Raw genomic sequence first — 13549 nt, 5'->3', positions numbered from 1 at the left:
AACCCCGGTTTCACGCCGAGACCCCCGTCTGCAGACGTCCGCAGGCGGGGGTCTCGGCGATAACCGGGGGTCTCGGTGTGAGAAAGGCGTTACTCCTTCACCGCACCGGCCGTCAGGCCCTGCACGATCCAGCGGCTCGCCAGCGCGAACATCACCATGGTCGGCAGGATCGTCAGCACGGCTGCGGCGCTCATCGAGCCCCAGTCGATGTTGAACGTCGAGATGAAGCCGTTCAGCGCCGAGGGCACCGTGCGGTTCTCGTCGGTGTTCATCAGCACGACCGACAGGAACAGCTCGTTCCAGCAGTTCACGAAGTTGAAGATGAACGCCGCGATGATGCCGGGGGTCATGACCGGCACCAGCACGCGGAACAGGGCCCCGAGGCGGGAGCATCCGTCGATCATCGCCGCCTCTTCGAGAGCGTCGGGCACGTTCTCGAAGAAGCCGCGCAGCATGACCGTCGAGAACGGGATGCAGATCGCGATGTACACGAGGATCAGGCCGGGCTTCGTGTCGACGAGGCCGAGGTCGGTCATCATCGAGTACAGCGGTCCGAGGGCGATGAACGCCGGGATCATCTGCGTCAGCAGGAAGGCGATCAGCACCGCGCCCTTGCCCCGGAACTCGAAGCGCGCGATCACGTAGGCGCTCAGCAGCGCGATCAGCGTCGCCACGGCTCCTGCGACGATCGCGACCAGCGCCGAGTTGCCGAGGAACACGGCGAACGAGCTCTGCTGGAAGAGGCTGACGTAGTTCTCGAACGAGGGCTCGCTCGGCCAGTACTCGATCGGGAAGGTGTTGATCGTGCCCGGCGACTTGATCGAGGTGAGCGCGATCCAGTACAGCGGGAACAGCGTGATCACGAGCCAGAGCCCGAGGCCCACGACCCGCACGATGCCGCCCACCGTGACCCGGCGCTTCGGCCGCGGAGCCTTCGCGGGGTCCGGCACGGTGAGCCGACGGGTCTCGGTCATGGTGCTCGCAGTGACAGTCATCGCTGGGCCTTCCGCATCGCCATCAGGTAGAACGCGCAGAACACGAACAGGAACGCGACGACGATGAGGCCGATCGCGCTCGCGATGCCGTAGTTGCCCTGCTGGGTGTAGTTGATCATCCAGGTGGTGATGATGTGCGTCTGGTTCGCGGGCCCGCCGTTGGTCATGGCGTAGATGATGTCGGGGAAGTTGAAGATCCAGATCACGCGCAGCAGGACCGTCAGCAAGAGCGTCACCGAGATGTACGGGATGATGATCGAGAACAGCTGCCGCACCTTGCCGGCGCCGTCGAGGCTCGCAGCCTCGAGCATCTCGTCGGGCACCGACTGCAGCGCCGCGAGGATCATGATCGCGAAGAACGTCACGCCGTACCAGATGTTCGCCACGATCACCGCGAACATCGCGAGCTTCGGATCGGCCAGCCACGGCAGCGGGGCGTCGATGAACCCGGCCTTCATGAGCAGGTCGTTGACGACCCCGAACTCGGCGTTGAACATCCAGCGGAACAGCATCCCGATCAGGAAGCCCGACACCGCCCACGGGAAGAAGACGAGCGCCTGATACAGCCCGCGGAAGCGGAACCGCTTGCGCAGGGCGAGGGCGATCAGGAACCCGATCACCAACTGCGGCACGAGGGAGCCGACGACCCAGAGGATCGAGTTCCAGGCGACGATCGGGAACGCGGGATCCTGGAACACCGTGACGAAGTTGTCGAAGCCGACGAACGGGGTCGAGGTGAGGTCCCAGAGATTCCAGTCGTGGAAGGCCATGCGGGCGCCCTGCAGCATCGGCCAGTACGTGAACCAGCACACGAAGACGATCGCCGGGGCCATGAAGGCCAGGAGCGTCAGCGCGTGCCGGCCACGGAACTGCCGGCGGCGAGGGCCGGGGGAGGCCCCGCCGCGCGACTGCACGGATGCAGCGGCGGCGGAGCCTCCCTCACGAGCGGTCAGGGCCACGGGTCAGCCCTTCTCCGCGGCGTACTTCTCGGTCCAGAACTGATCCCACGATGCGAGCAGCTCCTCGGTGCTCATGTTGCCCAGCAGCACGTTCTGCACGTCCTGGTCGGACTTCTGGATCCACTCGGTCCACCAGCTGACACCGCGCGGCTGGCGCACGTTGACGTAGGTGTCCGGGTCTTCGGTCATCGTGACGTAGCTCGTCCACGGTCCGGTGGAGTAGAACTCGTCGTCGGCCGCTTCGGTGATGATCGGCACCAGGCTGTTGGCCTGCGCGAACTCGGTCGCGGGCTCGGCGGAGGAGAGGAACTCGACCAGCTTCACCGCCGCCTCCTTGTTCTCGCTCGCCTCGGCGACGCCCCAGCCGGCGACGGCCAGCGGCTGCGCGGCCTTGCCCGACGGACCGGTGAGCAGCGGAGCGGTGTCCCACTGGTCCTCGGTCAGCGAGGAGTCCTGCACGGTCGCGATGACCTCGGGGTCCTGCAGCAGGAACGCGGTCGTGCCGTTCGTGAAGCCGGCGACCATCTCGGGGTAGCCCCACGACACGGCCGACGGCGGAGAGGCCTGCTCGAACAGCGCGAAGTAGTCGTCCACGGCATCCTGCGCCTCGGGTGCGGCGAAGATCGTCGAGCCGTCCTCCATCAGGAAGGCGTCGTCGACGTTCAGGTCGTCGATCGTGTACGCCTCGATCGCCGCGACGACGTTGCTGTTCGCGTTGGGACCGCCACGGAAGGCGTAGCCGTACACGTTGTTCGACGGGTCCTGGATGGCGGACGCCTGCTCGAGCAGCTCTTCCCAGCTCTTCGGCGGGCCGTCGAAGCCGGCCGCCTCGACGAGGTCGGTGCGGTAGAACAGCGACAGGCCGTAGAAGCCGTAGGGCACGAAGTAGCTCTTGCCGTCCTCGGCGACCGACGCGGACTTGGCGTTGTCGGTGAGGGCGTCCCACCCGTCCCAGTCCTTCACGTCGTCGGTCAGGTCGTAGAGCCAGCCGTTGTTCGCGAACGGTCCGACGGTGATGTCGCGCACCTCGAGGAGGTCGACGCCCTTGCCGGACTGCAGCATCTGCTGGATCTTCGCGTCGGCCTGCTCGGTCGGCGGCGAGACCAGCTTGACCTTGATCTTCGGGTTCTCCTTCTCGAAGTCATCGAGCAGGCCGCGGATGAGCTCGGTGCGGGCCGGGTTCGTCAGGCTCTCGACCATCTGCAGGGTGACGGTGCCGTCGGCGGACGGGCCGCCTCCGGCGGAGCAGCCGGTGAGCGCGAGGACGGCGACGGTGCCGAATCCTGCTGCTGTCGTCAAGATCTTGTTCTTCACGATGTGCCTCTCAGTTGGTGTTTCGGGTGGGTGGTGCTGTTGGTGAGTCGTGCTCGGGTGGGGGGACGGGTCAGGGGGTGACGACGGATGCCGTGGGCCGGATGCCGGCGCGCTGCAGGATCTGCGGGATGCAGCGCTCGACGAAGGCCTCGAAGTCGGACGCTTCGGTGTACAGATGCGCCGACAGGCGGAAGTAGCCGATGCCACGGAAGCTGGTGAACGCGGTCTCGACCCCGGTCTGGTCGAGCAGCTCCATGCGCAGCGCGTCGGCCTCCTCGCGTGTGGCGCCGAGTCCGAGCGGGAGCCGGACGAGCCGCATCGACGGCACGGGGGAGGGAAGCGGGGTGAGCGGGTCCTCGTCGGCGAAGGGGCGGAATCCCTCCGCGATGATCTCCGCACCGGCATCCGCCATGAGGGCCATCGCCTCACGTGCCCGCTCCCAGCCGTACTCGCTCTCGACGAACTCGATCGCGGCGGGGGTGGCGAGATACGTCGTGGCGTCGATCGTGCCCTGCGTGTCGAAGCGCGTCGGGAACGGCTCGTGCGCGGCCCACGAGTCGATCAGCGGCCACAGCTCCTCGCGGTCGTGGGTCCGAGTGACGAGCAGGGCCGAGCCGCGCGGGGCGCAGGGCCACTTGTGCAGGTTGCCGAACCACCAGTCGCCGCCGGCGACGGCCGCGGCATCCGGGATCAGGCCGGGGGCGTGGGCGCCGTCGACGAGGGTGCGGATGCCGCGCTCGGCGGCGAGCTCGGCGATGCGCCGGGTGGGAAGCACGCGGGCGGTCGGCGAGGTGATCTGGTCGACGACGATGAGCCGCGTCTGCGGGGTCAGCGCGTCGGCGAAGCGCTCGACGATCTCGTCGTCGTCCCCGAGCAGCGGGAGTTCGACGACGCGCACGGTCGCACCGAAGCGGCGGGCCAGACGCTGCGCGCCCATCGTGATCGCGCCGTAGCCCTGGTCGGTGACGAGGATCTCGTCGCCGTGCTCCAGGCGAAGGGCGTTGTAGACCACGGTGGCGGCCGCGGACGCGTTCGGAACGAAGGCGCTGTCCTCGGGGCGGGCGCCCACGAACGGAGCGGTGCGCTCGCGTGCTGCGCGGACGCGCTCGGCGATGCGCGGGAACCACTCGACCGGGCTGAGGTCGGCCTGGCGGCGCAGGGCATCCTGTTGGGCGACGACGGATGCCGGGACGGCGCCGAAGGACCCGTGATTGAGGTGGACGATGTCCGGATCCAGCGGCCAGGCATCCCGCGCGCGGTCGAACGACTTCAGTCGGAGCGGAGCGGGGAAACCGGTGGCCTGCATGGATCCTCATCAACGGGTCGGGGGGAGTTGTTGCACAACTTTGCCACAGCATGTTCTCTTGCGCTAGAAATCCGGCACAATTTAATAAAGTCGTCATACAAGTTGGTCAAGCGATGCACGTCCGACAGACTCACAGGAGATTCGGGTGCCAGAGAGGAACACGATGAGCGCGTTGGACACGGCGCTGCACGGGCTGCGGGCGCTCATCGCCGACGGCGCACTGCGGCCCGGCGATCGGCTGCCGAGCGAGGGCGAGCTGTGCGAACGGCTGGGCGTCTCTCGCGGATCGCTGCGCGAGGCGATCCGGATGCTGGCCGCCCTCGGAGTGCTCGACACCCGGCACGGATCGGGAAGCTACGTGAGCGAGCTGCGCGCCGCCGACCTCATCGGCAGCCTGTCGCTCACGGTCGGCCTGCTGCCGATGGCGGGCGTGCTGGAACTCACCGAACTGCGCCGGGTGCTCGAACCGCATGCGGCAGCGCTCGCCGCGGCGCGGATGGACGCCGAGACGGTCTCCCGGCTCGACGCGCTGCTCGGCGAGATCGAGGGCAGTGACGACTTCGAGGATCACTCCCGGCTCGACCACGAGTTCCACATGACCATCTCGAAAGTCGCGGGCAATGACGCCCTGACCAGCCTGATCGATGTGCTGCGGTCGCGGTCGCGGGCCTACCGGATCCACGACGTGCACGACGCTGCCGAGCTCAAGCTGCACTCGGATGCCGGGCACCGGGCGATCCTGCGCGGACTCGCGGATGCCGATCCGGTCGCGGCCTCGGCCGCGGCATCCGCGCACGTGGCGTACACGGAGTACTGGGTCCGCAAGTACACCGACGTCGAGGGGTAGTACCCGTGCCTTCCGACTTTCGAATCGCGCAACTGGTCGGAAATAGGCCAGACAATCGACAAGTTGCGCGATTCGAAACCCGGGTGGATGGCCTCAGCCGAGCGTGATATCGACCTGGATCTCGGCGGCGATGCGCTCGAGGTCATCGCGGAGCGCGTCGACGTCGACCGTCGCCGGAACACGCGCGGTGACGGATGCCTCGAACAGACGGCCGCCGGCCATCGCGGCATCCCTGGTCTCGGTCGCCAGCTCCTCGATGCTCAGCGCATGGGCGCTCAGCACAGTCGAGATCTCGCGGACGATGCCGTGGCGATCGTTGCCGAGCACCTGGATCGTGAGCAGCTGCTCGTCCTCGGGGTCGGCGTCGGGCGTTCCGGTGAGCACCGCGAGGGTCAGCAGCCCCTGGCCCTGCAGCGCGCGCAATCCGGTCTGCAGATCGGCCGCGCGGTCGTCGGCGACCGACACCTCGATCACGCCCGCGAACGTACCGGCGAGCTCGGCCAGTGAGCTGTTCTCCCAGTTGCCTCCGTGCGCATCGACGACATCGGCCACGGCGGCGACGAGGCCTGGGCGATCGGCCCCGGCGACGGTGAGGATCAGAGTGGTCATGCGGCCAGCGTAGCCGTTCACAATTCAGCAAGAATGTTCCGGATCGAGCCCGAAACCGCCGATTCTCGCCCGCCCGAAGAGAACAGACTGAATTGTGAACGCGAGCGGCCGGGCTCAGTCGGCCCAGACGCCCATCTCGAGGAACGACTCGAGCCGCGCGCGGTGCGGGGTGAGGTCCCAGCCCTGGGCTGCGACCCACTCGTCGGAGTAGTAGGTGCCGGCGTAGCGGATGCCGCTGTCGCAGATCAGCGTCACGACGCTGCCCGTCTCGCCCGCCGCGCGCATCCGCGCGATGAGCTGGAACGCGCCGTAGAGGTTCGTGCCCGTCGACCCGCCCGCCCAGTGCAGGGTGCGGTCGCGCAGCATCCGGATCGCGGCGATCGAACCGGCATCCGGAACCCGGATCATCTCGTCGATCACGCTCGGCACGAACGACGCCTCGACGCGCGGACGGCCGATGCCCTCGATCCGGCTGGGGCGCCCGGCCGGCGCGTCGGGAGTACCGGCCCAGCCGTCGTAGAAGGCGGAACCCTCCGGGTCGACCACGGCGATCTGCGTTTCATGGCGGCGGTACTTCACGTACCGGCCGAAGGTCGCGCTCGTGCCACCGGTGCCCGCACCCACGACGATCCAGCGGGGGATCGGATGCCGCTCCTGAGCGAGCTGGCTGAACACGCTCTCGGCGATGTTGTTGTTGCCGCGCCAGTCGGTCGCGCGCTCGGCGAACGTGAACTGATCGAGGTAGTGGCCGTGGCAGTCGGATGCGAGGCGCTGCGCCTCCGGCGACATGTCCTCGGCGCGGTCGACGAAGTGGCACCGGCCACCGTAGAACTCGATGAGGTCGATCTTCTCCTGGCTGGTCGAGCGCGGCACGACGGTCACGAACGGCAGTCCCAGCATCCGCGCGAAATACGCCTCGGAGACCGCGGTCGACCCGCTCGACGACTCGACCAGAGTGGTGTCCTCGTGGATGCGTCCGTTCACCAGCCCGTAGAGCAGCAACGAGCGGCCCAGGCGGTGCTTGAGTGAGCCGGTCGGATGCACCGACTCGTCCTTCAGATACAGATCGATGCCCCACTCGGGCGGCAGCGGGAACAGGTGCAGGTGCGTGTCGGCGCTGCGATTGGCGTCGGCTTCCAGCAGGGCGATCGCAGTGCTGGTCCAGGAGGTCACCGATCGAGCGTAACGCGCGCCGTCCCTCGAAATCGCCTACTTGTCGGTGTATCCGCCTTCGCCGGTCTCGCCGTCGTAGGTGAAGACACGATCCTCGAGAGTGATCTTGATGTCGTCGCCCAGCGGCTGCTGTGCGAGAAGCTTCTCTTCGAGCATCGTCATCCGCTCGTCGTACTCCCGCGCCTGCTGCTCGTCGATGCCCCAGATCGTGGCGACCTTCATGTCGGTCATCAGATACAGGAAGGCGGTGACGGCCGTGCGGTTGTACTCGTTGTCGGGGATCGTCTGCCAGAGCGCGCCGGAGTCGCGCAGCCTCCGGTACTCGTCGATCTTCGCCTCGAGCCGCTCCGCGATGCCGGAGGCAGCGGCGTCGTCGCTCGGTTCTTCGTCGGACGGAGACTCTTCGGAGGGAGCATCCGGTTCCTCGACGAACGCGCTCGGACTCGGTGCCGGCGCCGGGATCGCCTCGTCGGGTGACGAGGCGAGCAGTCCGATGAGCATGGCGACGCCGACGACCGCGAGCACCACGATCCCGCCGACCACGGCCAGCACGATGCCGAGCACGTTCGAGGTCGTCGCCGGTGTCGTTGCCGGTGCCGGTGCCGGGTACCCCGCGGGAGCAGCGGATGCCGGATACCCGCCGTCGTACGGACCTGACGGTATCGCGGAAGCGTACGGCGGCAGGGGTGCAGCGGGCGACGGAGGGGGAGCCGCGGCACTCAGCGGGGGAGCCAGCGGGACGACCTGCGAGAAGGGCGAGGTGACCCCCGGCGAATCCATCGGAGGCGGCGGGATGACCGACTCCGACGCTGCATCGCCGTTCTGCTCGTCCGCCATCGCTCAGCCCCCTGGTCACCGGCGCTCGACTGAGCCCCTCTCCGAAAGGTAGCCGCTCGAGGACAGCAGGCGCGACACGATCCGAGCTGTCGAACGTCTCCCGGGGAGGATCGATGCCCTCCTCCTCGCTGTGCAGGAGAAATGGTCAGTCGTCGGTCGGACGTTCCGGCCCCAGCGTCCCGCTCGACTGCTCGCCGGCGGCGGCGCCTTTGAGCTCGACGAGGATCGTGTGCGTCGGAGTCGTCCCGGTGTTCTCGCCCGAGTGGCGTTGCGCCGGTATCCACACGGCCTGTCCGGCGGGCAGCGCCGTGTCGAAGGTGCGGTCGCCCGCACTCAGGCGACGGGAGAAGTCGCTGAGGGTGACCATGACGCTGTTCGGATGGTCGTGCGGCGTCGTGACGTCGCCGGGCGCATCGGTGTATTCGAGCACGCGGACGTGATCGTTCTCCCACAGCGTGCGGTAGTGATCGGGGTTCGTGAGGGTCGGATCGTCGGTGATCATGCGGCGACGGTACACCCGGCGGGATGCCGCCGGCAGACCCTCTTCAGCCGACTGTTCCCGCGGGCGAGGCGCCGCCGTCGCCGTCCACGTGAAGAAGAGAGGCCTGCGACTGCTCCTGCTGCAGCTGGAACTCGAAACGCGACCGATCGCCGCGGTGATACGCGATGAAGTACTCCATCGGAGCGCCGTCCGCGCCCCGGCTCACGCTGCGCAGGCGCAGGAGCGCCGAACCCGCGCTCACTCCGAGGAGCTGCGCCTGCTCGTGCGTCGCGACCGTGGCCTCGGCCGAGCGGACACCGTGCGTCGCGACCACGCCGTTGTCGGCGAGCAGGCGGTACAGCGATGCCTCGGTCAGGTCGGCGCCGAGGGTCGGGGTGCCGACGGCATCCGGCATCCAGGTCGTCGACAACGACCAGGGTTCACCGTCGACGTGACGCAGGCGCTCCAGCGCGACGACCGGCGAGCCGACGGGCAGCTCGAGCGCGAGCGCGACCTCCTCATCGGCGGTCGTCCGCTCGTGCCGGAGCACGTCGCTGTGCACGTGACCCCCGCGGCGCTCGACGTCGTCATACAGACCGACGAGCGTGTGCACGAGGCTCTCGCTGGTGCGCGGCCGCGAGACGAACGTGCCCTTGCCCTTGACGCGCTCGACGAGCCCCTCGTGCTCCAGCTGGGCGAGCGCCTGGCGCACGACCGTGCGCGAGATGCCGTACCGCTCGCACAGGCGATGCTCGCCGGGGAGCGGATCGCCGGGCTGCAGGCCGTCCCGTTCGATCCCGTCGACGATCAGCTGGCGCAGCTGGTCGTACATCGGGGCGGCGGAGTGCCGGTCGATCGCGTCGGAGATGCTGTCGATGGTGGTCATCTCAGTACGCGACTCCCGCGTGCAGGATGACATTCGCGTAGGGCGTGAACTCGCCGGAGCGCACGAACGCCCGCGCCCCGTGGGTGAGCGTCTTGAACTGCACGTGCGGCACGAGCGCGATCTCGAATCCCATGCCGGCGAAGCGTTCGCGCAGCGCGTCGAGCACCTCGGGGCTCTTCTCGGCGACCTCTGCCGAGACCGTGGCGCCTTCCACGACGAGTTCGGCCAGCACCGTGTCGAGCACGTCGAGGAAAGCGGGCGCGCCAGGGCGGTAGGCGAGATCGATGCGCTCCGCGCCCACCGGGATCGGCAGGCCCGCATCGGTGACGACGAGTAGATCGGTATGCCCGGTCTCGCTGATCACCCGGGACAGCGCGGGATTGATCGTGGTCGCTGACTTGCGCATGATTCTCCTCAGTTGACGGGCGGCTCAGTGGACGGGCGGCGCAGTGGGATGGCTCAGTTGACGGCGGGAGCGGATTCCCGCTCGGACAGGAACGCGTCGACGTCGGCGCGGTGCGGCAGGCTCGGCGACGCGCCCTGCTTCGTGACTGTGAGCGCGCCGGCCGCGGTGGCCAGACGCACGGCCTCGGTGAGAGTGCTGCCGTTCGCGAGGGCGGCGCCGAGGTAGCCGGCGTACGCATCGCCCGCGGCCGTTGTGTCGACGGCGACCACTGGGAACGGCGGGATGACGGTCGCTCCCTCGCCGGTCACCACGCAGGACCCCTGGCCGGCGAGCGTGATCACCGCGGCGCCGACGCCCTGCTGGAGGAACCAGCGTCCGGCGAGTTCTGCCGACGCGGCATCCGTCACCTCGATACCGCTGATGAGAGAGGCCTCGGTCTCATTGGGGGTGACGATGTCGACGCTCCGCCAGATCTCGCCCGGGAGCTCGGCCGCGGGGGCGGGGTCGAGGATCACCGTCATGCCGTGCTCGCGGCCACGGGCCGTGATGTGCGCGGTGAGGGCCGACGGGGTCTCGAGCTGCGTGAGGAGGACGGATGTCGTCGGCGCGAGCGCCGCCAGCGCGGCGTCGATCTGCGCGGTGCTCAGCGCGGCGTTGGCGAGCGGGACCATGACGATGTCGTTCTGTGCGGACGAGTCGACGCGGATGTGCGCGATCCCGGTGGGGCCGGGGACCGTGCGGAGGTGCGCGAGGTCGACGCCCGCCTCGCTCAGCCCGTCGACCACGAGATCGTGGAAGAGGTCGTCGCCGACGCAGCCGACGAAACTGGTGCGGGCCCCGGAGCGTCCGGCGGCGACCGCCTGATTGGCGCCCTTGCCGCCGAGCATGAGCGTGAACTCGTCCCCGAGGATCGTCTCGCCGCGGGCCGGCAGGCGCTGCGAGAAGGTGGTCACGTCGGCGGTGACGCTGCCGACGATGACGACGCCGGAGCGGTCTCCAGGAAGTGCGGGGGCCATGGTGCTCCTGATCGTCGTCGACAGCATGCTCGGCCGCCTCGACGTCTTAGACTCGTCAGCGGCTGTCATTACATTAGCCGAACCCGAACCTGTAACGACAGGCTGCTCACCTTGGAGATCCGATGACTGCGATCGCCCCTCGTCTGTTCGTCGACAGCGCCGACCTCGACCGCGTCTCCCGCCTTCTGGAGGCAGGCGGCGTGCACGGCGTCACGACGAACCCGACGATCCTCGAGCGGGGCGGACGCACGGCCGCCGAGATCCCCGACCTCTACGCACGCTGGGAATCCGAGGGCGCCCGCGAGATCTTCTTCCAGACGTGGGGTGGCGACACGGCATCCTTCCTGCGCAACGCCGAGGGCATCCGCGCGCTCGGCGACCGGGTCGTGGTGAAGGTTCCGGCGACGACAGACGGCTTCGCCGCGGCATCCGCCCTCGTGCGCGACGGAGCCACCGTGCTCGTGACGGCCGTGTACTCGGTCGCCCAGGCGCTCGCGAGCGCCAGCATCGGCGTGACCTACATCGCCCCGTACCTCGGGCGCATGCGGGATGCCGCCGCCCTCACGGGCTTCTCCGGCCCCGGTGCGGAAGAGGTTATCGCGCGGATGCAGGACATGTGCACCGGCAGCAGCACCGACGTCCTCGCCGCCTCGCTGCGCTCGCCGGAGGACATCATCGGCCTGCGGATGCTCGGCATCCCCTACTTCACGGCGGCGCCCGACGTGCTCGAGCGGATGCTGCAGCACGACGTGAGCGACAGCTCGGCCGCGGAGTTCGACGCCGCGATGGGGCGCCTCGGGGCCTAGGCGCGGCGGCGGCGGGCAGGTTCTGCGGCCGATCAGAAGTTCTGCGGCCAATCCGGGGCGCTGTGGCCGCAGAAGTTCGAGATGGCCGCAGAAGTTGCGGCACCGCGAGCTGCGAGATCCGTGCCTAGGCGGATGCCGCCTGGCGCAGCCACCGCTCGACACCGGCGATGTGCGCCGTGGTCAGCGACGTCGCGAGGGCTGCATCGTGCTGCTCGACGGCCTCAGCGATCGCGCGATGCTCGGACAGGGTGCGCTCTGCCGCGCCACCCTGGGTGAGTCCGCGCCAGACACGGGCTCGCACGGTCTGGCTGCTGAGGTGTTCGATCAAACTCGCGAGGTAGGCATTGCCCGCCATGCGCACGATGTCGCGGTGGAAGCGGATGTCGTGCTCCACGAGCTCCTCGATCGAGACCGAGGCGTCGATCCCGTCGATCTCGTCCATGAGCGCGGCGATCTGGTCGTCGGTGCCCAGGGTCGCGGCGAGCCCGGTGGCCTGGGATTCCAGCATCCGACGCACCGCGAAGATCTCCAGCATGGAATCGTCGTCGTGCATGTCGACGACGAACGAGATCGCCTCGAGCAGCAGATGCGGCTCCAGGCTCGTCACATAGGTGCCGTCGCCGCGACGCACGTCGAGCACCCGGATGACCTCGAGCGCCTTGACCGCCTCGCGCATCGAGTTGCGGGAGAGGCCGAGTCGCTCGGACAGTTCCTTCTCCGGCGGAAGCCGGTCGCCGGGGGAGAGTTCGCCCGACACGATCATCGCCTTGATCTTCTCGATCGCCTCGTCCGTGACAGCCATGGCGTCATCCTTGCACATTGATCGGATGTCTGAGCAGGATGGACGCATGCGCGTCATCGATTCACACCTGCACCTCTGGGATCCGCAGGTTCTCGAGTACACCTGGCTCGAGGGGCCCTACGATTTCCGGTTCGCAGAGACCGAGCTCGAGCACGCCCGCCTCACCGGTGTCGCCGAGGAGAAGGCCGTGTTCGTGCAGGCGGAGACCGCGGAGGACCGCTTCCTCGACGAGGTGCGCTGGGTGGCGGGCATGGCCGAGCAGGTCGGGGTCGTCGGCATCGTCGCCGGCATGCGTCTCGACCGCGGAGTCGACACGACGACGCACCTGGACGAGCTCGCCGCCGAACCGCTCGTGGTCGGGGTGCGGCACAACCTGCAGGACGATGACGACGGCCTCGCCATGTCGACGGCCTTCGTGACGGGCACGCGCGAGGTCGCCGCCCGCGGGTGGACCTTCGACGCGTGCATCCGAGCGAGCCAGCTGCCCGACATCGCCCGGCTCGCGGGGGCGATCCCCGACCTGCGGATGGTGCTCGATCATCTCGGCAAGCCCGCGGTCGGAACGGCGGATGCTGTGCGAACGCCGTCCGTCGAGTGGGTGCGCGATCTCGACGAGCTGTCCCGGCATCCGAACGTCTTCTGCAAGCTGTCCGGCCTCCCCGCCGAATCCGCGGGGAACTGGACACGTGCGCAGTTGGAGCCCTTCCTCGACGTCGCCGCCGACACGTTCGGCGTCGAGCGGCTGATGTGGGGCAGCGACTGGCCCGTCTCGGTGATCGGCCCGGCGGAGCCCGGCGATCCGTACGCGCCGGAGGACGGATCCGCGACGTACCAGCCGACCGCGCGCACCCGCTGGCTCGACCTCGTGGTGACCTGGGCCGAGGCGCGCGGGCACGACGTCGACGCGATCCTCTGGGCGAACGCCGAGCGGTTCTACGGCACCGACGGACCGCGCGTCGAGGAGGTGGCGCCGCGCCGCGGCATCCTGAGGTGGCTGCGCGGGGAGTGATGCGCGAGGCTTCCGGGATCGTCTGGCTTCCGGGCGCAGTTGCTGCCGCCTTCGCTCATTCCGGGCGCAATTGCTGTCGCCTCAGCGGACGCCTGCCGCCCCG

General features: G+C 68.8%; 15 protein-coding genes. 3 read left to right on the top strand and 12 right to left on the bottom strand.

The features are described 5' to 3' along the window. Positions 1-89: 89 nt before the first annotated feature. The 4 genes from RS85_RS04830 to RS85_RS04815 all read right to left on the bottom strand — a co-directional run bounded on the left by RS85_RS04830 (position 90) and on the right by RS85_RS04815 (position 4574). Positions 90-995 (bottom strand): carbohydrate ABC transporter permease, encoded by a 906-nt coding sequence (locus RS85_RS04830; RefSeq protein ID WP_200894791.1) that lies wholly within the window; start codon positions 993-995, stop codon positions 90-92. Further along, positions 992-1954, bottom strand: a complete 963-nt coding sequence (locus RS85_RS04825) for a carbohydrate ABC transporter permease (RefSeq protein WP_046012296.1) — start codon at positions 1952-1954, stop codon at positions 992-994. The genes RS85_RS04830 and RS85_RS04825 overlap by 4 nt, the downstream gene beginning before the upstream one ends. Positions 1955-1957: 3 nt before the next feature. Then, positions 1958-3268 (bottom strand): ABC transporter substrate-binding protein, encoded by a 1311-nt coding sequence (locus tag RS85_RS04820; RefSeq protein WP_046012295.1) that lies wholly within the window; start codon positions 3266-3268, stop codon positions 1958-1960. A 70-nt stretch (positions 3269-3338) separates the two neighbouring features. After that, positions 3339-4574: an aminotransferase class V-fold PLP-dependent enzyme gene (locus RS85_RS04815; RefSeq protein ID WP_046012294.1), complete on the bottom strand. Its 1236-nt coding sequence runs from the start codon at positions 4572-4574 to the stop codon at positions 3339-3341. Between the two features lie 163 nt (positions 4575-4737). On the opposite strand from RS85_RS04815, the gene RS85_RS04810 reads away from it, so the two are divergent. Continuing rightward, positions 4738-5421: a FadR/GntR family transcriptional regulator gene (locus tag RS85_RS04810; protein WP_046012293.1), complete on the top strand. Its 684-nt coding sequence runs from the start codon at positions 4738-4740 to the stop codon at positions 5419-5421. A gap of 93 nt (positions 5422-5514) precedes the next feature. Here the strand turns inward: RS85_RS04810 and RS85_RS04805 are convergent, their stop codons facing one another. The 7 genes from RS85_RS04805 to RS85_RS04775 all read right to left on the bottom strand — a co-directional run bounded on the left by RS85_RS04805 (position 5515) and on the right by RS85_RS04775 (position 10829). Then, positions 5515-6030: a glycine cleavage system protein R gene (locus RS85_RS04805; RefSeq protein ID WP_046012292.1), complete on the bottom strand. Its 516-nt coding sequence runs from the start codon at positions 6028-6030 to the stop codon at positions 5515-5517. Positions 6031-6144: 114 nt separating this feature from the next. Continuing rightward, complete coding sequence (locus tag RS85_RS04800; RefSeq protein ID WP_046012291.1) at positions 6145-7203, bottom strand: PLP-dependent cysteine synthase family protein; 1059 nt, start codon at positions 7201-7203, stop codon at positions 6145-6147. Positions 7204-7239: 36 nt separating this feature from the next. Next, positions 7240-8040 (bottom strand): hypothetical protein, encoded by an 801-nt coding sequence (locus RS85_RS04795; RefSeq protein WP_046012290.1) that lies wholly within the window; start codon positions 8038-8040, stop codon positions 7240-7242. Between the two features lie 145 nt (positions 8041-8185). After that, positions 8186-8542: a cupin domain-containing protein gene (locus RS85_RS04790; RefSeq protein ID WP_046012354.1), complete on the bottom strand. Its 357-nt coding sequence runs from the start codon at positions 8540-8542 to the stop codon at positions 8186-8188. A 43-nt stretch (positions 8543-8585) separates the two neighbouring features. After that, positions 8586-9407: a GntR family transcriptional regulator gene (locus tag RS85_RS04785; RefSeq protein ID WP_046012289.1), complete on the bottom strand. Its 822-nt coding sequence runs from the start codon at positions 9405-9407 to the stop codon at positions 8586-8588. A 1-nt stretch (position 9408) separates the two neighbouring features. Continuing rightward, complete coding sequence (gene rbsD / locus RS85_RS04780) at positions 9409-9813, bottom strand: D-ribose pyranase (protein ID WP_046012288.1); 405 nt, start codon at positions 9811-9813, stop codon at positions 9409-9411. A 53-nt stretch (positions 9814-9866) separates the two neighbouring features. Beyond that, complete coding sequence (locus tag RS85_RS04775; protein ID WP_046012353.1) at positions 9867-10829, bottom strand: ribokinase; 963 nt, start codon at positions 10827-10829, stop codon at positions 9867-9869. Positions 10830-10951: 122 nt separating this feature from the next. On the opposite strand from RS85_RS04775, the gene RS85_RS04770 reads away from it, so the two are divergent. Then, positions 10952-11635, top strand: a complete 684-nt coding sequence (locus RS85_RS04770; protein WP_046012287.1) for a transaldolase family protein — start codon at positions 10952-10954, stop codon at positions 11633-11635. A 124-nt stretch (positions 11636-11759) separates the two neighbouring features. Here RS85_RS04770 and RS85_RS04765 read toward each other — a convergent pair whose 3' ends face one another. Beyond that, complete coding sequence (locus tag RS85_RS04765; RefSeq protein WP_046012286.1) at positions 11760-12437, bottom strand: FadR/GntR family transcriptional regulator; 678 nt, start codon at positions 12435-12437, stop codon at positions 11760-11762. A gap of 25 nt (positions 12438-12462) precedes the next feature. Between RS85_RS04765 and RS85_RS04760 the strand changes: the two genes are divergently transcribed. Next, positions 12463-13446, top strand: a complete 984-nt coding sequence (locus RS85_RS04760; RefSeq protein WP_235282337.1) for an amidohydrolase family protein — start codon at positions 12463-12465, stop codon at positions 13444-13446. Positions 13447-13549: the final 103 nt, after the last annotated feature.

Source organism: Microbacterium sp. SA39 (assembly GCF_000967865.1).
Classification (GTDB): Bacteria; Actinomycetota; Actinomycetes; order Actinomycetales; family Microbacteriaceae; genus Microbacterium.
The sequence above is the reverse complement of the archived record's forward strand: the minus strand, read 5'-3'. Positions and strand labels throughout refer to the sequence as shown.

Excerpts from the sequence above, each read along its gene's own strand:
- RS85_RS04830 (WP_200894791.1), bottom strand. The coding sequence starts at position 995 with ATGACTGTCACTGCGAGCACCATGACCGAGACCCGTCGGCTCACCGTG.
- RS85_RS04815 (WP_046012294.1), bottom strand. The coding sequence starts at position 4,574 with ATGCAGGCCACCGGTTTCCCCGCTCCGCTCCGACTGAAGTCGTTCGAC.
- RS85_RS04810 (WP_046012293.1), top strand. The coding sequence starts at position 4,738 with ATGAGCGCGTTGGACACGGCGCTGCACGGGCTGCGGGCGCTCATCGCC.
- RS85_RS04805 (WP_046012292.1), bottom strand. The coding sequence starts at position 6,030 with ATGACCACTCTGATCCTCACCGTCGCCGGGGCCGATCGCCCAGGCCTC.
- RS85_RS04795 (WP_046012290.1), bottom strand. The coding sequence starts at position 8,040 with ATGGCGGACGAGCAGAACGGCGATGCAGCGTCGGAGTCGGTCATCCCG.
- RS85_RS04790 (WP_046012354.1), bottom strand. The coding sequence starts at position 8,542 with ATGATCACCGACGATCCGACCCTCACGAACCCCGATCACTACCGCACG.
- RS85_RS04785 (WP_046012289.1), bottom strand. The coding sequence starts at position 9,407 with ATGACCACCATCGACAGCATCTCCGACGCGATCGACCGGCACTCCGCC.
- rbsD (WP_046012288.1), bottom strand. The coding sequence starts at position 9,813 with ATGCGCAAGTCAGCGACCACGATCAATCCCGCGCTGTCCCGGGTGATC.
- RS85_RS04775 (WP_046012353.1), bottom strand. The coding sequence starts at position 10,829 with ATGGCCCCCGCACTTCCTGGAGACCGCTCCGGCGTCGTCATCGTCGGC.
- RS85_RS04770 (WP_046012287.1), top strand. The coding sequence starts at position 10,952 with ATGACTGCGATCGCCCCTCGTCTGTTCGTCGACAGCGCCGACCTCGAC.
- RS85_RS04765 (WP_046012286.1), bottom strand. The coding sequence starts at position 12,437 with ATGGCTGTCACGGACGAGGCGATCGAGAAGATCAAGGCGATGATCGTG.
- RS85_RS04760 (WP_235282337.1), top strand. The coding sequence starts at position 12,463 with ATGTCTGAGCAGGATGGACGCATGCGCGTCATCGATTCACACCTGCAC.